Below are 22487 nucleotides of genomic sequence, written 5' to 3' on the forward strand. Positions count from 1 at the left end.
TGCTAGTTAGGCGTTCTTGCGTTTGGTCTCAAGGGTGCGTTCGATCAACTCATCGAAATCACCGGCATCACGGATTTTGCCGATATCATCTGCTGCAATCGTCACGCCCCAGTTTTCGGCCATCGCCTCGTAACGGGGCTGACGGTGTGCCAGAGCCTTCGCATAGGTCCAGCGGACGAAATCGTCAGGGTCCACATCAGATTCTGCACACCCTTTTTGATCCAGATACTCCGCCCATGTGCGGGTCAGGAATTCTGCCTGATAAGACATTGGTTTGGGCGCTTTATCGAACCTGCGCACCAATTCGGCCGTGTGACCTTCATCCCCCTGCAACCAGATCATCAGAGTTTGGCGTGACAGTTCCGACAGGATCTGATCCTTGGGATCCTTGGGGTCGACCCATTCACAGATCGAACCACCCGTATCACAGATAAAGTGCGGGTATTGATACAAACGCTCGGCGCGGTCGATGAAATATTCGGTATCCAAAAGGGCGTGGATCTCGGCCAGGCGAAACTGTTCCTGCCTGCGGCGGTACTCTGGCATTTCCAACCCGCCAAGCGCCGGATTGCCCGGTTTGCCAAGGTAGGCGGCAACGGGAGTCAGGTTTTCAAACGAGATATTCGAGCCGATATAGATCGAGTCCGACAAGAGCAGGTCGCGCAGGAACGGAACCTTCATGGCTTCTGCCTTGGCATTGTCGGTGATGTATTCACCCATGTAACGCGTGCCGATCCGGTAATCGATCGAATAGTGGAACCAGTTCCCCGAATCCCTGAGGATATTCGAGACATACGTCTTGCCCAGGCCAGACATGCCAAAGAACAACACTTTCTTACGGCGTGCTGCGCGCCAGTCTTCGGCCGAGGAGTAGATCATTGTGCGCTGTCCCTTTTTTGCCTTTGCTAAATCGGGCAACGGGCGGCGTCAATCGCGACGACCAGAGCGATTGAGAACCAAAAGACCTGTAGCAAGAATAGCAAAGCCAAAATAGGCATTGGGCGACAGCGCTTCGCCGCGCAGTAACGCCCCCAGTACGATGGCGACAGGGGGAATCACCAGCGTCACCAACATCAGATTGCCGCTGCCAGCCATGGCCAGAACACGGTAGTACAACAGATACGCCCCGGCGGTTGCAACAATTGCGTAGTAGCCAATGGCCGCCCAGGTGATTGCTGGCAGCGCAAGACTTGGCAAACCATCGGTCAAAAGGGTCAGCGGCAGTACCAAGATGGTCGATCCGGTCAACATGCCTGCTGCGGCAACGATAGGGGGAAGGTCAGACAGCGCATATCGGGCCCATGCGGCCGCGAAAGCGTATGACACCGTCCCTGCCAGAACAGCAAGCTGGGCAGTGCTTTGCAGGCTGAACCCTGTGAAGTTTTGCACGCCGATGGCTATCGTGACACCGATGAAGCCCAAACAAACGCCAACCAGTCGGGATCTTGTCAGCTGCTCATCGCGAAAAAACAATGCTGCAACCAGAACCCCAAACACGGCAGTTGAGGCGTTCAGGATCGCGGTCAGGCCGGTGTCAATATAAAGCTGCCCCCAGGCCATCAGGCTGAACGGGATAACGTTGTTAAGAAGCCCCATGACCAGAAACGCACCCCAAACCCTTGGTGCGCGCGGTATTTCATGCCCCTGAGCCCAGACCACCAGCCAAAGCACTAGCATGGCCCAGAACGTGCGATGAAGCACAGACGTCATGACCGGAATGGTGTCCAACGCGATCCGGATCGAGACAAAAGACGCGCCCCAGATGATGCCAAGCAGCAAAAGCTCGGCCCAGGCGCGGGGCGAAAGATGTTTTTGTGCGTTCATGGCGTCACTGTCTCATTGGGAATGTGAAACTGCGACCCGGTTCTTGCGAAAAAGCCCCGCTGTTTCAGCGGGGCTTGGACATGTTCAGAGATGGCGGCGATCAGTTCAGAGCGTATGTGATCTGGAACCCAACACTCCAGGCGCTGTTGCCTGTGAATGTTGCGCGCGCTCCGGGGCCCGCGCCGTCTGCTGTTGCGTCGCCAATATCCGTATAGCGCACACCGCCCGAGATTTGGGCTTTTTCAAGTGAGTATGTGCCACCCAGACCAATGCTCCAGAACCCATCTGTCGGACCGAGGTTCGAAACCGGAGTACCTTGTGAAGATTCGTAGCCCAGAGTCACAGCACCAGAAAACTCTTCCGAGAACTGATAGCCCAAACCCAGCGAATAGGTGAAAGTGGCGTCGTCATAGTCAACCAAGTTGCTGGTCGGCGGATAGTTTGGTGGGTTGTAAACAAGCTGCGGCCAGTCAACCCAACGGATAGATCCGAACAGAAGGGTTTTAGGAGCAACACCTGTCTGGAAATCCAAGTTGATGGATTGAGGTGTCTCAATCTCGCTATTGGTGTTGAACGTCGCAACCGTTCCCGGTGGAATTGGGGGAATTGGCGGCGGGTTCAAAGATTCGGTCTGCGAAAGATCATGGCTGATCTTCGAGTTGTAGGTCAGTGCCACACGGGCCGCGATCTCGGGCTTTTCCCAGGCTACACCAACGACGTAGCCGAATGCTGTGTCGGCGCTCGTGTCTACGTTATAGCCCGCAGCAAGCGGTACGGTGACCGATGCCTTCACACGCTGGGCGCGAATGCCGCCGATTGCGCTGAAGCCACCATCGAACTTGTAGCGCAGCAACGCCGTGATGGCATCCGTGTCTGCCGTTGCCCGCAAAGTGTCTGTCCGACCAAACGGAACAGGGTTGATCGAAAGGGGATAGTTGCTTGCATACTCAATATCAGCGCCAAACGGCTGATCATACATGATCGCAAAATCAAGCTTTTCGGTCAGAGCTGCCTTGTAGCCCAGGTGCGGTGTGAAGAAGTCGTTCGCCACCTCGCCGGAGTCCTGAGGCTGGCCAATGTTTGGACCCGCCAATGCGGGCATCGTGCCGGTCACACTCGGATCAGTGTAGCCGAGCCGGAACTGAACCACCGAGCCTTCTTCGAAAATCAAATTGATCCCCTGACCACTTCGATCAAGACCACCTGCATGGGCTGTAGCGGCCCCAACGCACAGCGCGCAGGTTGTGAGTAATGTTCTTTTCATTCTGTCCTCCCTATGGGTCTCCTGCGGGTTTTTATGGCGACTGTTGTGAGTGAAAAAATCGCCTGCCCGTTGTATTCCGCACGATACTTTCTTTTTGGTTACTTTAAGGTCAACTGGTGACGGAGCGTTACTTGGTGCGACTCATGTTTGGAGTTGTTGCCAAATTGCTACGATTTTCGGACCAGATGTTTAAGAAGATGCCAGAGAAAATGACCCCGGCACCGATCAGAACCCAATGGTCGATGGGTTCGTGATATAGGATCATCCCGACTACTGCGATCGTGGGAAGACGGGCAAAGTCGAAAGGGATCACGACGGTGGCCGGGGCGATGGCCAGAGCATTGGTGATACAGAAATGCGCCAGCAATCCGGCCAAACCAACAAGAACCAGAAACGGAGCGGTGTTTGCGTTCGGTAGTGAGATCTGACCATCAAACCCAGCCGCTGCGGCACCCAAAACAGCCTGCATGGCTGTCAGCCAGAAGACAATGCATCCAATACTTGCAAACCGGGTAAGTTTCTTGGTGGTAATCGTTGTAAACGCGAAGAAAACAGCAGAAAGCGCTGCAGTAACAAGACCCGGGCTTAAGGGGGCAGAGCCGGGGCGAGTGACAATCAGAACGCCCGCAAACCCAATAAGCGCTGCGACTATCTTGAGAGGAGTCAGACGTTCTTTCAGAAACAAAGGGGACAACAGTATGACCCAGAGTGGCTGCGTAAACTCAAGAGCAAAGACCTGAGCCAATGGGGCGACCGCGACGGCGTAGAACCACAGATTCTGCCCGGTGAAATGCAGCGTGTTTCGTATCGCGTGCAGCCCCATGTGTTTCGTTGAAACCTGCGCCCAGTTCTGCGTGATTGTCAGGACAAGAGCCACAACAAGAAACCCGACGATGCTGCGATACATCATGATCTCGAACGTGTCGTGCGTAAGGCTTAACTCTCGTCCGGCTACAGCCATGGATGAAAACGAGGCGATGGCACCCGTCATCCATAGAGCAGCCTTAAAGACGTGACTTTGCCCGTGGCTCATTACTAACGCACCCAGAATTAGTCGCGAGGCCAAACATGCGATGGAGTGCAAAGCCAGGCATTAGAAAGACGATTAAAAGTGTTCAGCCAATCAAACGCCGAAGAATGAACGGATGCAAGAATGTATCAATGAATTTCCGCGGAAACGATTTGAACGCGCACATTAATCCGCGCGTTCAAGCTCTTATCTCAGTGCGGTGTTCGCCTATCATTCCCACTCAATCGTGCCCGGCGGTTTTGAGGTAATATCATAGGTGCAGCGGTTGATGCCCTTAACCTCGTTGATGATCCGCGTCGCGGTTTCGCCAAGGAACTCGTGGCTGAAGGGGTAATAATCCGCAGTCATTCCATCAACCGAAGTGACTGCCCGCAGCGCGCATGCATAGTCATAAGTACGGCCATCGCCCATGACGCCCACGGTGCGCACCGGCAAGATGGCGACAAACGCCTGCCAGATTTCATCATAAAGGCCGTGCTTACGAATCTGGTCGATATAGACGGCATCGGCTTCGCGCAGAATCTCCAGCTTTTCGCGGGTGATTTCACCGGGGCAGCGAATGGCCAGGCCCGGTCCGGGGAAGGGGTGGCGACCAATGAAGCTTTGCGGCAGCCCCAACTCGCGCCCCAAGGCGCGGACCTCGTCCTTGAACAGCTCGCGAAGCGGTTCGACCAGTTTCAAACCCATCTTTTCGGGCAGGCCACCCACATTGTGGTGCGACTTGATCGTCACGGACGGACCGCCCGAGAAGGACACCGACTCGATGACATCCGGATAGAGCGTGCCCTGAGCCAGGAACTCGGCCCCTTCGATGGTATCGGCATGTTTCTGGAACACGTCGATGAACAGCTTGCCGATGATCTTGCGCTTGGTTTCCGGATCGCTCTGACCTTCGAGTTCGCCCAAAAACAGCTCGGATTCGTCTGCATGGATCAACTGAATGTTGTAATTGTCGCGGAACATGCCCACGACTTCTTCGGCTTCGTTCTTTCGCAGCAGACCGTGATCGACAAAGACGCAGGTCAGCTGATCCCCGATCGCCTCGTGAATCAGAATCGCAGCAACCGAGCTGTCGACACCACCGGACAAACCACAGATGACCTTTTTGTCGCCGACCTGCTCGCGAATCTTGCGGATCATCTCTTCGCGATAGGCACCCATGGTCCAGTCGCCCTTGAAACCGGCCAGCTTGACGAAGTTTTCGTATAGCTTCGCGCCCTTGGGAGTGTGATGCACTTCGGGGTGGAACTGCACTGCATAGAAGTGGCGCGCAGGGTCCGCCGTGATCGCGTAAGGCGCGTTGGGCGAGGTGCCAAAGACCTCAAAGCCGGGTGCGATCTCACTGACGTGGTCGCCGTGGCTCATCCAGACCTGCTCATCCCCATCAGCGAACCAGCCATCCAGAATATCCAACGTGTTTCCGGGGGTGACAAAGGCCCGACCGAACTCGGCAGTGCCGTGACCACTTTCCACCTTGCCGCCCAGTTGATGCATCATCACCTGTTGGCCATAGCAGATGCCAAGAATTGGAACGCCGTAATCGAATATCTCTTGCGGAGCACGCGGCGAACCCTCGCGCGTCACGCTGTCAGGGCCACCTGAAAAAATCACGGCGCGGGGGGACATTTCCCGCACAAAATCCATCGTGACATTCTGGTAAGGGTGGATTTCACAATAAACATTCAGCTCACGCAGGCGGCGGGCAATAAGCTGCGTTACCTGGCTGCCGAAGTCGATGATCAGAAGGCGGTCGTGGGATGTCTGGGTCATGTCTGCGCCTTAGGGCAAGCCCGGTGATTTCGCAAGGGCGACGTCCAATTCCTTTGGATTTTCAGGCCTCGACAAAAACCCAATTGTAAAAGTTTTGTAACAAAAATATGACAATCAGAAAGGATCCAAGTCTGGATTCGTCTGGATAAGGATCATGAATTGCCGATTTCGATTGAAATTGCCGCGCTGAATCTGGCGCTTGCGTTGTTTTGCGGGGCACTAATCGGGTCCGAGCGGCAAGTCCGGCAGAGAATGGCCGGATTGCGGACAAATGCGCTTGTGGCCCTGAGTGCTGCCGCCTTTGTTGTGTTTTCTGCTCTGTTTCCGGACGAGGTCAGCCCAACCCGCGTGGCGGCACAGGTCGTGTCGGGCATTGGCTTTTTAGGGGCCGGAATCATTTTCCGCCACGGTTTCACAATCCACGGGCTGAACACGGCGGCAACCTTGTGGTGTTCCGCTGCTGTTGGAATGATGGCGGGGACGGGGGCTTGGCTGTTCGCATTAATGATGACTGGCTTCGTTATTTTTGTGAACCTTGGCCTTAGGCCCCTTGTGAAATGGCTCAAACGGACGACGCGCGCCGGGGTTCCGCTGACGCAGGAATTCAAGATTCTGCTGCAATGTAAGGAAGAGACGCAGGCCGATGCGCGTGTCGCGGTTCTCAAGGCGCTGGCCCAAAATGACATTCGCATCGTTGGGTTCGAGAAAGGGGACAGTGCTGACGGTTCGCAGACCATAGCGGTTCTTGTTTCGATGGAGGATCACCCCGAAGAGCTTCAACACAAGGTGGTTGCGCCGCTGATGCTGGAGCCGAGTATCGAAGGCATTGAGTGGGATAGTGTTTCAGAGGCCTGAAAAACTTTGAGGTGGTGTTTGCTGCTTGGCAGGGTGCCAATGTCGCTTTTCCCCCCAGAGCGCCGCAATCCCGATGCCCGCGTTCTGGTAAACCTGTATCACAAGCTCCAATCTAACCAACCAGACGGGATTTTCTCATGGCAGAGGCAAACACCCGACGCAGGGCAAGAGGTGGCGGTGGCGCCGCCCGCCGTGCCGAGCGTACCGCAGTCCGTATCGAGACCGCGAAATACATTGAACGGAACATTCCGAATTTCGAGATCCTCAATGATGAGGCGCTTGAAATCATCGAGAACAACGCGGAAACCGTGTTGGAAGAAATCGGCGTCAACTTCGTCGACAACCCCGCCGCGCTTGAACGCTGGCGCGACGCTGGTGCGGATATCGACGGAGAGCGTGTTCGCATCCCACGCGGTCTTGCGCGCGAGCTGATCAAAACCGCCCCCAGCGAGTTCACGCAGCACGCCCGCAACCCCGAGAAATCGGTGGTCATCGGTGGCCGCAACATGGTTCTGGCACCTGTTTATGGCCCTCCTTTTGTGCGTGATGCGCAAGGCGGCCGTCGCTATGCGACCATGGACGATTTCAATAAGTTCGTGAAACTGGCCTATATGTCCAAGTGGTTGCACCATTCGGGCGGTACGGTGTGTGAGCCGACGGACATTCCGGTGAACAAACGCCACCTGGACATGCTGAAGGCGCATATGACTTTGTCAGACAAGCCTTTCATGGGCTCGGTGACAGATCCCAGCCGCGCTCAGGACTCGGTCGAGATGTGCGAGATCCTGTTCGGTAAAGAGTTCGTGCAGGAAAATACGGTGATGACGTCGTTGACCAACATCAACTCGCCGATGACGTTCGACGATGTGATGATGGGCGCGCTGGAGGTTTATGCGCGCAACAACCAGGCCTGCATCATCTCGCCCTTTATCGTGGGCGGCGCGATGGCTCCGGTTTCTGTTGCAGGTACCCTGACGCAGGTTTTGGCTGAAGTTTTGGCTGGTGTGGCCTATAGCCAGATCATCCGCCCCGGCGCGCCAGCGATTTTTGGTGCATTCGTGACCTCGATCGACATGAATTCAGGCGCACCCACATTTGGCACCCCTGAAGCCGCACACATCACCTATGGTGCGGGTCAGTTGGCACGGCGCTTGAACTTGCCTTACCGGTCTGCAGGGTCCTTCTGTGGTTCAAAACTGCCTGACGCGCAGGCCGCGTACGAGACAGCAAACTCGCTGAACATGGGCCTGTTGTCCGGCGTAAACTTCATGCTGCATTCCTGCGGCTGGCTTGAGGGTGGCCTTGTCGCCGATTTCGAAAAGTTCGTCATGGATGCAGACCAGTTGGGTATTCTGCATTCATTGGCCAAGGGTGTCGCGTACGATGACAACGCGCAGGCCATGGACGCAATTCGCGAAGTGGGGCCGGGTGGCCACTATCTTGGCTGTGCGCACACGCAGGCAAACTTCAAGGAATCCTTCTGGAAGTCTGATCTGCTGGACTACAAACCCTACGAAACCTGGCAGGAAGAGGGCGCACGTGACACGCGCGCATTGGCGTCCGCGCGGGTCGAGCATTTGCTGGCAAACTACCAGCAGCCGCAGATGGATCCGGATACCGCCGCAGCGCTGGAAGCCTATATCGCCGAGAAAAAGGCTTCCATGCCGGATGCGTTCACCTGATCACTGAAAAGCTGAGGCGCGGTTGGCTTGATACAACTGCGCCTCACCCAACAGCGCGATAAGCAGATCCAGATGCCGCACTAGGGAATAGGCCGCATCTTCTTCTTTGCGCTGTTCGTTTACTTCCTTCTCCATCTCCATCAATCGCAGTAGGGCCTGTCCGGATCCGGGTAGCGACCCGTATCCCAGAATACGCTGCAAGTGCCTGTCCCGATTGTAATCTCTGGCCCCGAACTTGGCTGCCCGTGCAAGCATACGAGGGCGGCGAACGGTTGCGATCATCGTCATCAGGTCCTGCATATTTTGTCCCTTTTCCTTAAGATTTCCGGGATCACTTGTTGCACAACCTAAGCGGGTGTTGCCTTTGCATCAGTCTCGCCGAACGATGGTTTCACGACTGTTTATCTTTTTGAATCAAATCTGGTTTGTGCCTTGTGCGGTTAACGAACGAGTAACGAATGGACCTCTAGTTAGAATTGGTTAACCCGCATTCCGAGGGCGAAAAGTAGCAGTTTGTTTTGTCGACGAGGGCAAATAATGATGGAAAACAACATGGCTTTCACCATTCCGGCATGGGTTCCAGAGGGGGCGCAAAGATACCTTGCCCACACCGAAACCGGCCGTTCGATCCGCGATATAGCGCGATCAGCCGGATGCCATGCGTCAACCATCCTAAGACAAATTCGGCGTATCGAAATGCGTCGCGATGATCCTTTGGTTGATGCGGCCCTGCAATCGCTTGCTGAAACACACTTTTCTGTTTCAGAAGCAGGTAACAGATCTTTTGCTTCTCAAGATGAGGCTGCGGAAAAGCAGGAGTTTGAGCGCGAAGCTTTGCGCATTCTGCGCCGTCTGAGTGAAACCGGATCCGTGCTTGCCGTGGCTGAGGAAATGGATAAGGCCGTTGTGGTCCGGGACACGGGCAACAGCGGAGCAACCAGAACTGCGGTTGTCGATTGCAGTATTGCGCAGGCTTTGGCGCTCAAAGACTGGATTTCCTGCGACAACCCAGGTCGTATCTCGCGGTATCGGATCACGACTGCGGGACGAACGGCACTAAGCCACTTGATCGCGCAGGCAGAAAACCATGCGCGTGCCAGAGCAGAGCCTGGATTTGCCGAAGCCCAAAGCGAGTTTCAGACAAAGCCGGCGGGTGGACCTGCCCAAGGCGTCAGTCGCATTCGGTACAGCGCTGCGGAAAGTCCATTGACCGCTTTGGCACGCCGCCGCGATCGGGACGGAAAACCGTTTCTGGATGAAACACTCGTGAAGGCCGGAGAACGTTTGCGCGAAGACTTCGAACTAGCGCAAATCGGTCCGCAGGTTTCACAAAACTGGGATCGATTCCTGACGGCTGGGGCGCGCGGTGGGTACGACAGTGAAACGCATGGCGGCATGGGCTATTCCGATGCGCGGGATCGAGTGGCTCGGGCCATGTCGGAACTGGGTCCGGGGCTGAGCGACGTTGCTCTGCGTTGCTGTTGTTACCTCGAAGGGCTGGAACTGGCTGAAAAACGCATGGGGTGGTCTGCTCGGTCTGGCAAAATCGTTCTGCGCATCGCTTTGCAGCGGCTAAAGCGGCATTATCAGGAACAGGTAGAGCGCGATCGTATGATTGGTTAAGCGAAACAATAAAAGGCCCACTAATTGCGGGCCTTTTTTGATCTTGGGCTGTAGCTTAGGCCAGTTCCGGCTCGGCCGCTTTTTCCAGGTGCTCCATCAGGGTTTCTGGTGACGAAATCCCATAGGGATCTTCGGGGCAGTTGTCCATCAGGCCGGGCTCTTCGAACCACGCTTCGACGACGCCATCATTGACGATGGCGGCGTAGCGCCACGAACGCATGCCGAAACCCAGATTGTCTTTGTCAACCAGCATACCCATCTTGCGCGTGAACTCTGCCGAACCGTCAGGGATGACTTTGACGTTTTGCAAGCCTTGATCCTGCGCCCATTTGTTCATCACAAAGCTGTCGTTGACGGACATGCAGTAAATCTCGTCGATCCCCTTAGCTGTGAAATCGGCAAAGCCTTTCTCGAAACCCGGCAGTTGGTAGGTCGAGCAGGTTGGCGTGAACGCACCGGGCAGCGAGAACAGGATCACGCGCTTTCCAGAGAAGTAATCGGCGGTTGTCTTGTCTTCCCAGCGGAACGGGTTGGGGCCTTCAACAGCCGCGTCCCGGACACGTGTATGGAAGGTCACGTCGGGCAGTTTCGCTCCGGTTTTCATGCTCAAGCTCCTGTGAGTCAGATGTGATCTGCGCGGGACTTAAAACAGTTCTAAAATACCTTCAATCGAAGATGTGCTGCACCTGCGAAGTTTTTTCTTGCCTTTGCGCTTTGAAAACAAAAGGGAAAAATATAGTTTAGCCTTAAATCAGTTTATTTTCGGAAAATACGCGCATAGCGGCTATGCGTCGCTGGTGTAACAATGGCGACTTGTTTATGTTATAGGTACACAAAGTTGACCCAAAGTCAGGAAACCAGCCGTGCGAGATCTCAAGATCCCCGAACAACGCCATCCGGAAAAAGCGCATCGCCCGGATAACGCGCAACCCAAAAAGCCGAACTGGATCAGGGTCAAGGCACCGGGCGGCAAGGGCTACGCGGACACCCGCAAGATCATGCGTGACAATAATCTGGTGACGGTTTGTGAAGAAGCGGGTTGCCCCAATGTCGGCGAATGCTGGAGCCAGGGTCACGCCACCATGATGATCATGGGTGAGATCTGTACGCGCGGCTGTACCTTTTGCAACATTGCCACCGGGCGCCCTGACGAGTTGGATGCGTTTGAACCGGGTCGCGTGGCACATGCGGTTGAAAAGCTGGGCCTGAACCACGTTGTTATTACGTCGGTGGACCGCGATGACCTGAGTGACGGTGGAGCTGAGCATTTCGCGCAGACCATTCGCGCCGTGCGCCACCGTTCCCCAAAGACCACGATCGAGATCCTGACACCGGATTTTCTGAAATGTGAACCGGAAGTGCTGGAGGTTGTCGTTCAGGCGAAACCTGATGTGTTCAACCACAATCTGGAAACCGTTCCGGGTTTGTACCCCGAGGTCCGTCCCGGCGCGCGGTATTTTCACTCGCTGCGTTTGCTGCAACGTGTGAAAGAGCTGGACCCGTCGATCTTCACAAAATCCGGTATCATGGTTGGATTGGGCGAAGACGAACAACAAGTGCGTCAGGTCATGGATGACATGCGCGCCGCAGATATCGATTTTTTGACCATTGGTCAGTACCTGCAACCGACACCAAAGCACCACGGTGTGGATCGCTTCGTCACGCCGGAAGAGTTTGCCTCTTACGAAAAGGCGGCTTATGGAAAAGGTTTCCTGATGGTGTCGGCAACACCGTTGACCCGGTCGTCTTATCACGCGGGCGACGATTTCGCCCGTCTGAGGGCCGCGCGTCAAGAAAAGCTACAGCAAGCGTGACCCCGGATCTTGTCGCAAGGCTGACCCGCCTGCGCCGTGAATTGCACCAGAACCCGGAACTTTCGGGGCAGGAGGTGCAAACTGCGGCGCGTGTCGCTGATTTATTGCGCGAAGCCGGAGCTGATCGTGTTCTGACGGGCATCGGCGGACACGGTGTTGCCGGTATTTTCGAAAGCGGGCAACCGGGGCCAACTCTGGCCATTCGGTGCGAGTTGGATGGCCTTCCGATCCAGGAAGTATCTGATCTGCCGTATGTCTCGCAAACAGATGGCAAAGGGCATCTCTGCGGCCATGACGGCCATATGACTATGGTGCTGGGCGTTGCTGACGCTTTAGGTGGCAAACGCCCGAAATCCGGCCGTGTCGTTCTGATTTTTCAGCCCGCCGAAGAGACGGGGCATGGCGCGGTTGCGTTCCGGGCAGACCCCCAGTTTGCCGGGATCTCTCCGGATATAGTTTTGTCCTTGCACAATCTACCAGGGTTGAAACTTGGAACAGTCGAACTCTGTACTGGCCCTGCAAATTGTGCTTCGCGTGGTATGCAGATTGTTTTGACGGGTAAGACCTCGCACGCGGCGGCCCCACAGGATGGCGTTTCACCTGCGGGTGCCTTGGCCGAACTGATGCCAGCCTTGGCTGGTTTGGGGGCAGGCGGTCACTTGAACGATGACTACGCCTTAACCACCGTCACGCACGCCAATCTGGGCGAGCGTACTGTGGGTGTTGCCCCCGGACGGGCTGAATTGTGGGTGACGCTGCGCACAGTCTCGGACCGGCGGATGACGCGACTGATGACTGACGCCGAAGCGATGGTCCGTGAGACCGCGCAGGCCGAAGGGCTTTCGGTGGAGATTTCCTATGATGAGGTGTTCGAGTCTTGCGTCAATCATCTGGAAACCGTCTCAGTTCTAAAGCAAGCCTGTGCCGATCAGGGAATTGAATGCCGGTTGGTCGATCAGCCGCAGCGATTTTCCGAGGATTTTGGGCAGTTTGGCAAAAGCGCAAAAGCCGCCATGTTCTGGTTGGGATCAGGACGGGATCATCCCCAACTGCACAATCCGGACTACGATTTTCCTGATAAGTTGATACCTGTGGGCACGGGAATCTTCATCTCGTCCATTCGGCAGATTTTGGGATAAGACTCAGCTTTTAAACGCCGTTCAGCCTTCGGTGAACCGAACCTTTCCGATAAAGGGTAGGTTTCTGTTTCTTTGCGCGTAGTCGATGCCGTAACCGACCACAAATTCATCCGGAATTTCAAACCCGATCCAGTCTGACCGGAAATCCACCTCGCGACGGCTGGGTTTGTCGAGCAGGGCAATGGATTTCAGGCGTGCGGGTTTACGGCTTTGAAGCAGTTTTGTGACGTGATTCAGTGTGTGACCGGTATCCACGATATCTTCAACGACCAGCACATCACGTCCTTCAATTGCGCCGCGCAAGTCTTTGAGAATACGCACTTCCCGGCTGCTTTCCATAGCGTCACCGTAGGATGACGCCTCAAGGAAATCCACTTCGATGGGTAAATCCAGTTCGCGGACCAGATCGGCGATGAAAACGAAACTGCCGCGCAACAAGCCCACGACAACAAGCTTGTCGGTGTTGCCGAATTCTGCTGTGATCTCGCGACAGAGCTCTTCAATTCTGGCAGCGATGGCCTTGGCCGAGATCATCTCATCTATCACATATGCGCGGTCAGTCATCGCAGCCCCCTTGATCTTTGGCGCGCAACATACGACATGACGCGCCATTGTCACCTGCAAATACCGGACGCCATGCCTATCCATTCGGAAACCCGACACCTGCCATACACCGCCCAGCAGATGTATGATCTGGTGGCTGACGTGGCCAAGTATCCGCAGTTTCTTCCCTGGTGCGCTGCAGCTCGTATTCGCAAGACCTATGCTGTGGGCGAGGCGCAGGTGATGGAAGCTGATCTGGTCATCTCGTTCAAAGTATTCCGCGAGCGTTTTGGCAGCCGGGTAACGCTGTTTGCGGACCAGAAGAAGATCGATACCGAGTATCTGGATGGCCCCTTCAAATACATGAAGTCCGACTGGCAATTCGAGGATGCGCCTGATGGAGGCTGCAACATTTCCTTCCACGTGGATTTCGAGTTCAAGAACGCGATTCTGCAGGGGATCATTGGCGTCGTGTTCAACGAAGCCATGCAAAGGATTGTACGTGCGTTCGAGGCGCGCGCCCAAGAACTCTACGGCTAGGTCTTTACGCGGCAATTGCGCTCGCTAGACTGCGCCCATGACGGATTTCACTACATCATTGGCCGCGTTTGCGGCGGGACCGATTTCAACAACATCTCAGGCGCGGATTGTGACGTCTCTGTCCATGCTGGACTGGGTTGCGGTTGGTCGAGCGGGTGCGAACGAACCTGTCTCATCCATCATTCGCAAGATGGTTCTGGACGAGGGTGGCCAGGCACAGGCCCATCTATTTGGCGGAGGCGAAGCGCCATTGCGCGGAGCCGCGCTGGTGAATGGCACCGTGTCTCATGCGCTGGATTATGACGACACGCATTTTGCCCATATCGGGCATCCGTCTGTTGCCATCCTTCCGGCGGCACTTGCTGTGGCCGAGTGGGATGATCGTATTCTGGTCGATTTGCTCGAAGCCGCTTTGATTGGGATGGAAACCTCAATTCGCGTTGGCCTGTGGTTGGGTCGCGGCCACTACCAGGTTGGGTTTCATCAGACAGCCACGTCCGGCGCATTTGGGGCCGGCGTCGCCGCCGGGCGGTTGTTGGGCTTCGATGCGGGTCAGATGCGATCCGTTCTGGGTCTGACTGCCACCCGTGCAGCCGGGCTGAAGGCGCAGTTTGGCACGATGGGCAAACCTTATAACGCGGGCATTGCGGCGTCAGCCGGGATCGAAACAGCTTTGCTGGTTCAGCACTGTTTTCGAGCGAACGCAGACGCGCTGGAAGGGCCTTTTGGTTTTGGTGCAACCCATCAAGGCGCGTCGGATTTAAGCGCGCTGGACGGTTTAGGCGATGAATGGTTGTTCGAAAGCGTCAGTCACAAGTTTCATGCCTGTTGCCACGGCTTGCACGCCGCGCTCGAAGCAGCGCGGGAATTGGACATCGCCGAGCCTGAAGTGGCCGAGATCAAGATCAAAACCCATCCGCGCTGGATGAGTGTGTGCAATCAGCAGACACCTACAACTGGGTTAGGGGCTAAATTCTCATATCGCACGGTCATCGCGATGCAGGCCTTGGGATACGATACCGCCTTACCCGGCAGCTATACGGACAAGGTTTGCGCCGACCCACGCCTTAAGTCTTTGCGCGACCGTATCACGGTCGAAGCAGATGAAAGCATGTCAGAGACACAGGCGCATTTGGCCTTGCTGCGCCGCGACGGTATTCGTCGTGAGGCAACGCATGATCTGCTGACCCCAATGTCACTGTCTGACCGCGAGGATCGTGTACGTACCAAAGCCGCAAAGCTGATCGGAGCGGATGAGGCGGACGCGATCTGGTCGATGCTGCGCACCGGTGGCCGCGCCCGCGATCTGGCCGCCAAACTGGCGGGTTAGATCACGCGCCAGTGCAATGGAAAGCCAGCGTCGAAAACGGTAACGGGTCCATCTTTTGTGTCGATCTTGTCGGGGTATACGACCGGCTCGCCCTTGGTCAGCGTGATGGTGTCCTCGTTCACGGGCAGGCGATAGAACGCGGGCCCATTCAGCGAAACAAAGCCTTCCAGTTTGTCCAATGCGCCTTCGCGGTCGAACATCTCGGCCACCAGGGACATGGTGTTGGTCGCCGTAAAGCAACCAGCACAGCCACAGGCCATTTCCTTGTTGTCATCCGTATGCGGCGCGCTGTCGGTGCCAAGGAAATAGCGCGGATCGCCCGAGGTCGCGGCTTTCAGCAACTCCAACCGATGCTCTTCGCGTTTGGCGACGGGCAGGCAGTAATAATGCGGTTTGATCCCACCGACCAGAATATGGTTGCGGTTGATGATCAGGTGATGCGCGGTAATCGTCGCGCCCAGGTCTGCCTCATTGGCTTTGACATACTGAACACCGTCGCGGGTGGTGATATGCTCCATAACCACGCGCAGACCCGGAGTGGCCTTGCGGATCGGGTCCAGTACACGGTCGATGAACACGGCCTCACGGTCGAAAATGTCGATCTCAGCATCGGTGACTTCGCCATGCACACACAGGGGCAGCCCAATCTCGGCCATACGCTCCAGTACAGGACGAACGTTGTCAAAGTTCCGCACACCGGAATGGGAATTGGTCGTAGCCCCTGCGGGGTACAGCTTTACGGCCTTGACCAATCCGCTTGCGTGGGCATCCGCCAGATCGTCCGGGTCCGTATCCTCGGTCAGATACAGTGTCATCAGCGGCTCAAACGTCATACCGTCGGGCAGCGCGGCCATGATGCGGTCGCGATATGCTGCGGCGTGCGCACCGGTCACCACGGGTGGCACCAGATTGGGCATGATGATCGCACGGCCAAAATGGCGTGCAGTTTCGGGCAGAACGGCCTGCAGCATGGCGCCATCGCGCAGGTGCAGATGCCAGTCGTCGGGGCGGCGGATCGTGAGGGTATCGGTCATGGGCTTCCGCTAGCATAGCTGTTGAAAAAGACCAACCGCGACCGCACGCGTTGGTGAAAAAACTTGTCAACCAACCCGAACGTCGTAGCTGTGTCGCGGCACGAGGTCTTGACGCGCAGGTCGGTGCATGACCTGTTTGTCCGCTAAGGAGAGAGGGGTCCATGACGCAACCAAATTCAATTGATGCCGTACAGCAGATGTTGGGAGCCCAGGGCTATGTCTGCGGACGCGCCCTTGCGACTGTTGTTTTTCTGTCGTTGAAACTGGGCCGACCGCTGTTTCTGGAAGGTGAAGCGGGCGTTGGGAAAACCGAGATCGCCAAAGCGCTGGCCGCGGGGTTAAATCGTCGCCTGATCCGCCTGCAATGCTACGAAGGTCTGGATGCGTCCTCCGCCGTTTACGAATGGAACTTTCCCGCGCAGATGGTGGCGATCCGTACGGCTGAGGCGTCGGGCGGGGCGGACCGAAGCGCGCTTCAGGCGGAATTGTTCTCAGACGAATACCTGATCGAACGCCCCTTGTTGCAAGCGATGCGGCCTGATGAACATGGCGCGCCGGTTCTGCTGATCGACGAACTGGACCGCACCGATGAACCATTTGAAGCCTTCCTGCTGGAAGCTCTCAGCGATTTTCAGGTCACGATCCCGGAACTCGGCACCGTCAAAGCGCCCGAGCCGCCCGTTGTCATCGTAACGTCAAACCGGACGCGCGAGGTGCACGATGCGCTTAAACGACGCTGCTTGTACCATTGGGTCGACTATCCCGATTTCGAGCGCGAGATTGAAATCCTGCACGCCCGCGCACCCGAAGCGGCAGACGCGCTCAGCCGTGAGGTAGTCGCTTTTGTTCAACGGCTACGCACCGAGGACCTCTTCAAGAAACCCGGCGTGGCCGAGACCATTGACTGGGCCAAATGCCTGCTGGCGCTGGATGTGATGAACCTCAGCCCAGAGGTGATCGGAGACACACTGGGCGCAATCCTGAAATACCAGGATGACATCCAAAAACTGCAAGGGTCCGAGGCGAAACGCATTCTGGACGAGGCCAAAGCCACCCTCGAACCGGCCTGATGCTTCACCTTTTCCCAAATACTCCGGGGGTATGGGGGCTGAGCCCCCATGTGTGCTGATGGCAGAACAACTTCCTCTGGACATACCGGACAACCCGAAGCTGGCACAGAATATCACGCACTTCGCCCGTGCCCTCAGAAAGGCGGGTTTACCGATTGGCCCGGGGCGCGTGATTGATGCCATCAACGCTGTGCAGGCGGCAGGGTTTACTGAGAAACGAGACTTTTATTGGACGCTGCACGCCTGTTTCGTGAACCGCTCGGAACACCGCACGGTGTTTGCGCAAGTCTTCCGAATGTACTGGCGTGATCCGCGATACATGGAACATATGATGGCCATGATGCTGCCCGCCATTCGCGGCGTGCAGGAAGAGCGTAAAGCGGATGCGGGCGAAAAACGGGCGGCAGAGGCACTGTTGGACGGCGTCGAACGGGATATGCCTGAACCCGCCACACAAGATGAAGGTGAAACCGAAATCGAGATTGACGCCACTCAGACTGCGTCATCCGAGGAACGACTGCGCAATCTGGATTTTGAACAGATGAGCACGGCCGAAATTGCGCAAGCCAAACGCGTCTTGGCGCGGATGACACTGCCGGTCAAACCCATCGAGTCCCGCCGGGGACAGACCAGCCATCTTGGGCACCGTATCGACCGAGCCCGCACCTTGCGCGCAGCGATGCGGCAAGGCGGTGAACTGCGCGATATCTCAAGGCTACAGCCCAAACCGCGCTGGCCCAACCTTGTGGCGCTGTGTGATATTTCGGGATCGATGAGCCAATACAGCCGGATCATCCTGCATTTCCTGCATACGGTGTCGAACGCCAAGGGCGCGGGCTGGGCCAAAGTTCATGCCTTCACATTCGGTACCCGCCTGACCAACATCACCCGACACTTGCGTCAACGGGATGTGGATGCAGCGCTTGCCGCCGCCGGGGCCGAGGCGCAGGATTGGGAAGGTGGCACGCGCATTGGAGATTGCCTGCATCAATTCAACCGAGATTGGTCTCGCCGTGTCATGGGGCAGGGGGCGGTTGTCTTGCTTATTTCGGATGGGTTGGAGCGGGGCGAACCCAAGGTTCTGCAGAAAGAGATCGAGCGCCTGCACCTGTCTTCAAGACGTCTGATCTGGCTGAATCCGCTGTTGCGTTGGGACGGGTTCGCCCCAAAAGCGCAAGGCGTGGCGACAATGCTGCCGCATGTGGACAGTTTCCGAGCAGGGCATTCCATTGCCTCACTCGAAGACCTGGCCGCCGTGATTTCAGAACCCGACGACCAGGGTCAGAAAGCCCGGCTGATGGCCGCGCTTTCCGGTTAGTCGATTACGACAACTGCTCTTCATTGCACTTACGCGCCATTTCCATGGCTTTGTAAGTGCCGGTCAGATCAACAGTGAAGGCATATGCGGTCTCGGGGAACACGATCATGACCTTTTTCTTGGCCAGATCGTCTGCGAATTGAGGGTTGTCCGACAGAATGTAGCCGCCTGAATAGCCCTTGGTGATATTACCCTTCATACCAGTGGCCTCACCCAGGTAGATGTTGTCACCAATCAGGATGGCAACCTCTTGCGTCTCGCCCCGTTTGATATCGGTGTCGGCTTTGGTGAACACGCCGACATAACCGACGCTGCGATCTTCGGTCAGACCCATCTGTACGACGTTTTCCGCATCGTCAACGGCCTCGATCAGGCAGGATTTCCGTTCATTATCGATGAAGACTTTCCAGCCCTCGACCTCTCCGTAACGTTCGAATGTGTCAGCCCATGCCGCTGTCGAGGCCAAAAGACCTACTGCAGCACCCAGTGTCAAAAAACGTTTCAACTGCTTGTCTCCGATATAAAAAATTTGGATATGCGGTCCGGTAAAACACCGGTTGCATGTGCAAGCTAGAACCCTGACACCTAACAATCAATCCTATGATTTGTTGAATGTGGCTCAGGCTTTGAAAGCTCTGAAAAAGAACGGACATAGACCTTTTGGCAAGACAGCTGCGCTTTTCTTCGCGTCAAACCTGCCTATGTTGGAAACGGGTGACATCTGGAGGGTTTGATGGAGCGATTCGACAACGGCCCGGAAACGGCTTTGGACTGGCACCGCAGCGGGCGGGGCGCGGCCTTGGCCACAGTTGTCGAAACCTGGGGCAGCGCGCCACGACGCGTTGGGTCCCAACTGGTGATCGGCGGCGACGGGCGGATTGAAGGTTCTGTATCCGGTGGGTGTGTGGAAGGCGCGGTGATTGTCGAAGCGCTGGAAGCATTGGACGAAGGCGAAGCCCGGCTTTTGGAATTTGGCGTCAGTGACGAGGATGCGTTTGCCGTGGGGCTGGCCTGCGGTGGAACGATCCGAGTTCTCGTTGAACCCATTGGAAAGGTCCTGCCCGAGCCCATGCTGGCCGAACTGGTTGCAGCGCGCGCCGCGCGCGAGCCGGTGGCGTATGAGGTGAATACAAACACCGGACACAGGGCTTTGCGCCGCAACGTTTATGCGGAACGCCTGCGCATGGACCGGTCTGGCTTTGAAGAAGACGGTGAAACCTTTGTGGCGGTTCACAACCCGCCTTTACGTCTGATCGTTGTGGGGGCCGTTCATATCGCACAGGCTCTGGTGCCGATGGCCCGCATTGCGGGTTATGATCCGGCCATCATCGATCCGCGCGATGCTTTTGCATCCAGCGCGCGTTTTCCGGGGGAAACGATCCTGACTGATTGGCCGGACGAAGCGGTCGCCAAGCTTGGGCTGGACGCGCGCACCGCCATTGTCTTGCTGACCCATGACCCCAAGCTGGACGACCCGGCGTTGCAGGCGTCACTGGACGCCGGTGTTTTTTACATCGGCGCCTTGGGCTCGACGCGCACCCACGCCAAGCGCGTGGAACGCATGAAAAGCGCTGGGTTTACCGAGGAACAGATTTCCGGAATTCACGGCCCGATCGGGCTGGATATCGGTGCTGCGGGACCTGCGGAAATCGCTGTGGCCATTCTGGCTCAGATGACGGCGGTCTTGCGAGGCAAGGCATGAAGTTTGGCCCGGTTTCCGTAGCGCAGGCAGAAGGGGCGATTCTAGCGCATTCGGTGACGGCAGATGGACGAAAGCTGCGCAAAGGATTGGCGTTGGAGGCTGAACATGTCGCGCAGTTGGCTCAAGCTGGGCTGAGCGAAGTCATCGTCGCACAACTTGAGCCCGGTGATTGCCACGAAGACGAAGCCGCACATGCCTTGGCGGCGGCCCTTGCGCCTGACGCTGCCGCAGCCAACTTGCGCGTGACCGAGGCGTTTACAGGGCGGGTCAACCTTTTGGCGGATGGGCCGGGTGTGGCCATATTGGATATCGCCGCACTTGAGCGTTTCAATCAGGTCAATCCGATGATCACCGTGGCCACGGTTCCGCAGCATCAGCAGATGGGACCAGGTGGCATGGTGGCGACCATCAAGGTCATCTCTTATGCCGTGCCCGAGGAGGATGTCCAACGCGCGGTCGCGTTGGCGCAGGGCGCAATCCGTCTGGCGCGTCCGGTTCACCAAACAGCAGGGCTGATCGTGACGGACATTCCGGGTGGACCGTCGAACGAGAAGGGGATCGCAGCTATTCGGGGCCGGGTCGAGTTGCTGGACATGGAGTTGTGTGACGTTCAGATCGTTCCGCACCGGACCGATGCTCTGGCCAAAGCGGTCTCGCAAAGCGATGGCGAGGTGCTGATGATCCTGACAGGGTCTGCGACGTCGGACCCGGAAGATGTGGCGCCTTCGGCCGTGCGTCTGGCTGGCGGGCAGGTGGACCGCTTTGGAATGCCGGTGGATCCCGGGAACCTGTTGTTTTTGGGTGCATTGCAGGATCGCCCGGTCATTGGATTGCCGGGTTGTGCGCGCTCTCCGGCGTTGAACGGTGCCGATTGGGTTCTGTCCCGGATCGCGTGTGGGGTTGAGACCACCGGTGCAGATATTGCTGCCATGGGGGTTGGAGGACTGCTTAAGGAAATTCCAACCAGACCGCAGCCCCGTGCCAAACGCAAAACCTAACCGTGTCCCTGCGAGCGGACCGCGACGCAGCAAGATTTCATGGTTTCCTGAGTTTTGGTAAAACGCCGGGCCGCCAATAAGCCCCTGTATCTTCCCGTGCTTTTTGGTACTGTTCCACGCGGTCCCGGGCCTCTTTGCCGCTGGCCTCAAAAAGATGCCCGAGCAAACATTCCAACACGGCCATAGCGCCCGAGAAGCTTGAAAGTGGATGCAGAGTGCGGGTGCTGACGGGCAGCACCACATCCGGTTCGACCCCGGGCGCGATTATCTCACTATCAGACAGCAACACTATGCGCATGGACCGGTCGCGGGCAAATCGCATCGACTGGATCGTATCGGCGGAATAGGGATGGACGGTGATGGCGAACAGACAATCCCCAGCTGTGGCCTCGACCAAGTCGTCAATTGCTGAGCCCATGTGACGGGGCACCAGCTGCAATCCGGGATGGGCCATGCGGCCTGCGTAATGAAAGTAATATGCCAGCGCGTGGCTGGACCGGGTCGCGGTCACGTAACAGCGCCGCGCGGAAACCATGTGCCCAATGGCGTGTTGTGTCAGAAGCGGATCCATCAGTCGCAGGGATCGCGACACAACATTCATCTCGTTCTGAGCGAATTTGACCTGCGCCAGATGAAACGGGTCTTGCCCTGCCGGAGGCTCCAACCAGCCTTGCCCCAGCCGGTCTTCGCTGTCAGTTGTCAGGGCGCGGCGAAACGGTTGGCGAAATGCGTCGAAGCTGTCAAAGCCCATGCGCTGTGCAAGCCGCACCAACACGTTTGAACTGATGCCGATCCTGTCGGCGGTTTCGCGGATCGGGTTCAGTCCGAAGTCGCCAGGATGATCGACAACATACTTTGCCGCGACCTGCATTTGCGCAGGCATCTGGTCGATCTCGCGCCTTAACTGATCCGTGAGTGCCATCAGGGTAGGGGTCATGGCCAAAATAAAAC

Annotated in this window: 22 protein-coding genes; 11 read left to right on the forward strand and 11 right to left on the reverse strand. The window is 56.8% G+C overall.

All coding sequences use genetic code 11. From position 1 onward, the window contains the following. Nucleotides 1-6 precede the first annotated feature (6 nt). From ACR0EV_RS03755 to guaA, 5 genes are all read right to left on the reverse strand, one after another. Nucleotides 7-879, reverse strand: a complete 873-nt coding sequence (locus ACR0EV_RS03755; RefSeq protein WP_480798852.1) for an ATPase — start codon at nt 877-879, stop codon at nt 7-9. 48 nt (nt 880-927) lie between these two features. Then, nucleotides 928-1824 carry a DMT family transporter gene (locus ACR0EV_RS03760; RefSeq protein WP_480798853.1) on the reverse strand — a complete coding sequence of 299 codons (897 nt, stop codon included), beginning with the start codon at nt 1822-1824 and terminating at the stop codon, nt 928-930. Nucleotides 1825-1924: 100 nt separating this feature from the next. Continuing rightward, entirely contained in the window at nt 1925-3088 is a 1164-nt protein-coding gene (locus tag ACR0EV_RS03765) for an OmpP1/FadL family transporter (protein WP_480798854.1), read from the reverse strand. Nucleotides 3089-3215: 127 nt separating this feature from the next. Then, nucleotides 3216-4121: a DMT family transporter gene (locus ACR0EV_RS03770; protein WP_480798855.1), complete on the reverse strand. Its 906-nt coding sequence runs from the start codon at nt 4119-4121 to the stop codon at nt 3216-3218. Nucleotides 4122-4328: 207 nt separating this feature from the next. After that, on the reverse strand, nt 4329-5888 hold the full coding sequence (gene guaA, locus ACR0EV_RS03775) for a glutamine-hydrolyzing GMP synthase (RefSeq protein ID WP_480798856.1): 1560 nt from the start codon (nt 5886-5888) through the stop codon (nt 4329-4331). Between the two features lie 159 nt (nt 5889-6047). On the opposite strand from guaA, the gene ACR0EV_RS03780 reads away from it, so the two are divergent. Further along, the gene (locus tag ACR0EV_RS03780; protein WP_480798857.1) at nt 6048-6743 is read left to right on the forward strand and encodes an MgtC/SapB family protein; all 696 of its coding nucleotides are present in this window, start codon (nt 6048-6050) and stop codon (nt 6741-6743) included. Between the two features lie 137 nt (nt 6744-6880). Continuing rightward, nucleotides 6881-8425 carry a trimethylamine methyltransferase family protein gene (locus ACR0EV_RS03785; protein ID WP_480798858.1) on the forward strand — a complete coding sequence of 515 codons (1545 nt, stop codon included), beginning with the start codon at nt 6881-6883 and terminating at the stop codon, nt 8423-8425. Here the strand turns inward: ACR0EV_RS03785 and ACR0EV_RS03790 are convergent, their stop codons facing one another. Further along, nucleotides 8426-8725, reverse strand: coding sequence for a DUF6477 family protein (locus tag ACR0EV_RS03790; RefSeq protein ID WP_480798859.1), 300 nt, complete (start codon nt 8723-8725; stop codon nt 8426-8428). It abuts the gene before it with no gap. A gap of 240 nt (nt 8726-8965) precedes the next feature. Between ACR0EV_RS03790 and ACR0EV_RS03795 the strand changes: the two genes are divergently transcribed. Then, the gene (locus ACR0EV_RS03795; protein WP_480799008.1) at nt 8966-10048 is read left to right on the forward strand and encodes a DUF6456 domain-containing protein; all 1083 of its coding nucleotides are present in this window, start codon (nt 8966-8968) and stop codon (nt 10046-10048) included. 55 nt (nt 10049-10103) lie between these two features. Here the strand turns inward: ACR0EV_RS03795 and ACR0EV_RS03800 are convergent, their stop codons facing one another. Further along, on the reverse strand, nt 10104-10652 hold the full coding sequence (locus ACR0EV_RS03800) for a redoxin family protein (protein WP_480798860.1): 549 nt from the start codon (nt 10650-10652) through the stop codon (nt 10104-10106). A 259-nt stretch (nt 10653-10911) separates the two neighbouring features. On the opposite strand from ACR0EV_RS03800, the gene lipA reads away from it, so the two are divergent. Together lipA and ACR0EV_RS03810 are read left to right on the forward strand one after the other, a co-directional pair. Then, complete coding sequence (gene lipA, locus ACR0EV_RS03805; RefSeq protein WP_480798861.1) at nt 10912-11862, forward strand: lipoyl synthase; 951 nt, start codon at nt 10912-10914, stop codon at nt 11860-11862. Then, nucleotides 11859-13001, forward strand: a complete 1143-nt coding sequence (locus tag ACR0EV_RS03810; protein ID WP_480798862.1) for an amidohydrolase — start codon at nt 11859-11861, stop codon at nt 12999-13001. Before lipA ends, ACR0EV_RS03810 begins: the two co-directional genes overlap by 4 nt. A gap of 21 nt (nt 13002-13022) precedes the next feature. Here ACR0EV_RS03810 and hpt read toward each other — a convergent pair whose 3' ends face one another. Continuing rightward, nucleotides 13023-13565 carry a hypoxanthine phosphoribosyltransferase gene (hpt, locus tag ACR0EV_RS03815; protein WP_480798863.1) on the reverse strand — a complete coding sequence of 181 codons (543 nt, stop codon included), beginning with the start codon at nt 13563-13565 and terminating at the stop codon, nt 13023-13025. A 72-nt stretch (nt 13566-13637) separates the two neighbouring features. Here hpt and ACR0EV_RS03820 point away from each other — a divergent pair, with 72 nt between their 5' ends. Continuing rightward, nucleotides 13638-14084 carry a type II toxin-antitoxin system RatA family toxin gene (locus ACR0EV_RS03820; protein WP_171183625.1) on the forward strand — a complete coding sequence of 149 codons (447 nt, stop codon included), beginning with the start codon at nt 13638-13640 and terminating at the stop codon, nt 14082-14084. A 37-nt stretch (nt 14085-14121) separates the two neighbouring features. Beyond that, a complete protein-coding gene (locus tag ACR0EV_RS03825) occupies nt 14122-15414 on the forward strand; it encodes an MmgE/PrpD family protein (protein ID WP_480798864.1) in 1293 nt (430 codons plus the stop codon). Here ACR0EV_RS03825 and pyrC read toward each other — a convergent pair. Further along, on the reverse strand, nt 15411-16448 hold the full coding sequence (pyrC, locus tag ACR0EV_RS03830) for a dihydroorotase (protein ID WP_480798865.1): 1038 nt from the start codon (nt 16446-16448) through the stop codon (nt 15411-15413). The two genes, ACR0EV_RS03825 and pyrC, sit on opposite strands and share 4 nt — an antisense overlap. Nucleotides 16449-16609: 161 nt before the next feature. Here pyrC and ACR0EV_RS03835 point away from each other — a divergent pair, with 161 nt between their 5' ends. Next, nucleotides 16610-17518 carry an AAA family ATPase gene (locus ACR0EV_RS03835; protein WP_480798866.1) on the forward strand — a complete coding sequence of 303 codons (909 nt, stop codon included), beginning with the start codon at nt 16610-16612 and terminating at the stop codon, nt 17516-17518. A 58-nt stretch (nt 17519-17576) separates the two neighbouring features. Next, entirely contained in the window at nt 17577-18836 is a 1260-nt protein-coding gene (locus ACR0EV_RS03840) for a vWA domain-containing protein (protein WP_480798867.1), read from the forward strand. Between the two features lie 4 nt (nt 18837-18840). Here the strand turns inward: ACR0EV_RS03840 and ACR0EV_RS03845 are convergent, their stop codons facing one another. After that, on the reverse strand, nt 18841-19341 hold the full coding sequence (locus ACR0EV_RS03845; RefSeq protein ID WP_480798868.1) for a hypothetical protein: 501 nt from the start codon (nt 19339-19341) through the stop codon (nt 18841-18843). A 228-nt stretch (nt 19342-19569) separates the two neighbouring features. On the opposite strand from ACR0EV_RS03845, the gene ACR0EV_RS03850 reads away from it, so the two are divergent. Beyond that, entirely contained in the window at nt 19570-20538 is a 969-nt protein-coding gene (locus ACR0EV_RS03850) for an XdhC family protein (RefSeq protein ID WP_480798869.1), read from the forward strand. Next, nucleotides 20535-21536: a molybdopterin-binding protein gene (locus ACR0EV_RS03855; protein WP_480798870.1), complete on the forward strand. Its 1002-nt coding sequence runs from the start codon at nt 20535-20537 to the stop codon at nt 21534-21536. Before ACR0EV_RS03850 ends, ACR0EV_RS03855 begins: the two co-directional genes overlap by 4 nt. A gap of 37 nt (nt 21537-21573) precedes the next feature. Here ACR0EV_RS03855 and ACR0EV_RS03860 read toward each other — a convergent pair whose 3' ends face one another. Continuing rightward, nucleotides 21574-22458: a MurR/RpiR family transcriptional regulator gene (locus ACR0EV_RS03860; protein WP_480798871.1), complete on the reverse strand. Its 885-nt coding sequence runs from the start codon at nt 22456-22458 to the stop codon at nt 21574-21576. Nucleotides 22459-22487: the final 29 nt, after the last annotated feature.

The sequence above is a fragment of the Ruegeria sp. CF8 genome (genome assembly GCF_056537285.1).

Bases quoted from the DNA above. Each gene is read 5' to 3' on its own strand.
- ACR0EV_RS03800 (WP_480798860.1), bottom strand. From the start codon at position 10,652: ATGAAAACCGGAGCGAAACTGCCCGACGTGACCTTCCATACACGTGTC.
- ACR0EV_RS03860 (WP_480798871.1), bottom strand. From the start codon at position 22,458: ATGGCACTCACGGATCAGTTAAGGCGCGAGATCGACCAGATGCCTGCG.
- ACR0EV_RS03850 (WP_480798869.1), top strand. From the start codon at position 19,570: ATGGAGCGATTCGACAACGGCCCGGAAACGGCTTTGGACTGGCACCGC.
- ACR0EV_RS03755 (WP_480798852.1), bottom strand. From the start codon at position 879: ATGATCTACTCCTCGGCCGAAGACTGGCGCGCAGCACGCCGTAAGAAA.
- guaA (WP_480798856.1), bottom strand. From the start codon at position 5,888: ATGACCCAGACATCCCACGACCGCCTTCTGATCATCGACTTCGGCAGC.
- ACR0EV_RS03770 (WP_480798855.1), bottom strand. From the start codon at position 4,121: ATGAGCCACGGGCAAAGTCACGTCTTTAAGGCTGCTCTATGGATGACG.
- ACR0EV_RS03820 (WP_171183625.1), top strand. From the start codon at position 13,638: ATGCCTATCCATTCGGAAACCCGACACCTGCCATACACCGCCCAGCAG.
- hpt (WP_480798863.1), bottom strand. From the start codon at position 13,565: ATGACTGACCGCGCATATGTGATAGATGAGATGATCTCGGCCAAGGCC.
- ACR0EV_RS03795 (WP_480799008.1), top strand. From the start codon at position 8,966: ATGGAAAACAACATGGCTTTCACCATTCCGGCATGGGTTCCAGAGGGG.
- ACR0EV_RS03785 (WP_480798858.1), top strand. From the start codon at position 6,881: ATGGCAGAGGCAAACACCCGACGCAGGGCAAGAGGTGGCGGTGGCGCC.
- pyrC (WP_480798865.1), bottom strand. From the start codon at position 16,448: ATGACCGATACCCTCACGATCCGCCGCCCCGACGACTGGCATCTGCAC.
- ACR0EV_RS03835 (WP_480798866.1), top strand. From the start codon at position 16,610: ATGACGCAACCAAATTCAATTGATGCCGTACAGCAGATGTTGGGAGCC.
- ACR0EV_RS03825 (WP_480798864.1), top strand. From the start codon at position 14,122: ATGACGGATTTCACTACATCATTGGCCGCGTTTGCGGCGGGACCGATT.
- ACR0EV_RS03790 (WP_480798859.1), bottom strand. From the start codon at position 8,725: ATGCAGGACCTGATGACGATGATCGCAACCGTTCGCCGCCCTCGTATG.
- ACR0EV_RS03840 (WP_480798867.1), top strand. From the start codon at position 17,577: ATGGCAGAACAACTTCCTCTGGACATACCGGACAACCCGAAGCTGGCA.
- ACR0EV_RS03765 (WP_480798854.1), bottom strand. From the start codon at position 3,088: ATGAAAAGAACATTACTCACAACCTGCGCGCTGTGCGTTGGGGCCGCT.
- ACR0EV_RS03760 (WP_480798853.1), bottom strand. From the start codon at position 1,824: ATGAACGCACAAAAACATCTTTCGCCCCGCGCCTGGGCCGAGCTTTTG.
- ACR0EV_RS03855 (WP_480798870.1), top strand. From the start codon at position 20,535: ATGAAGTTTGGCCCGGTTTCCGTAGCGCAGGCAGAAGGGGCGATTCTA.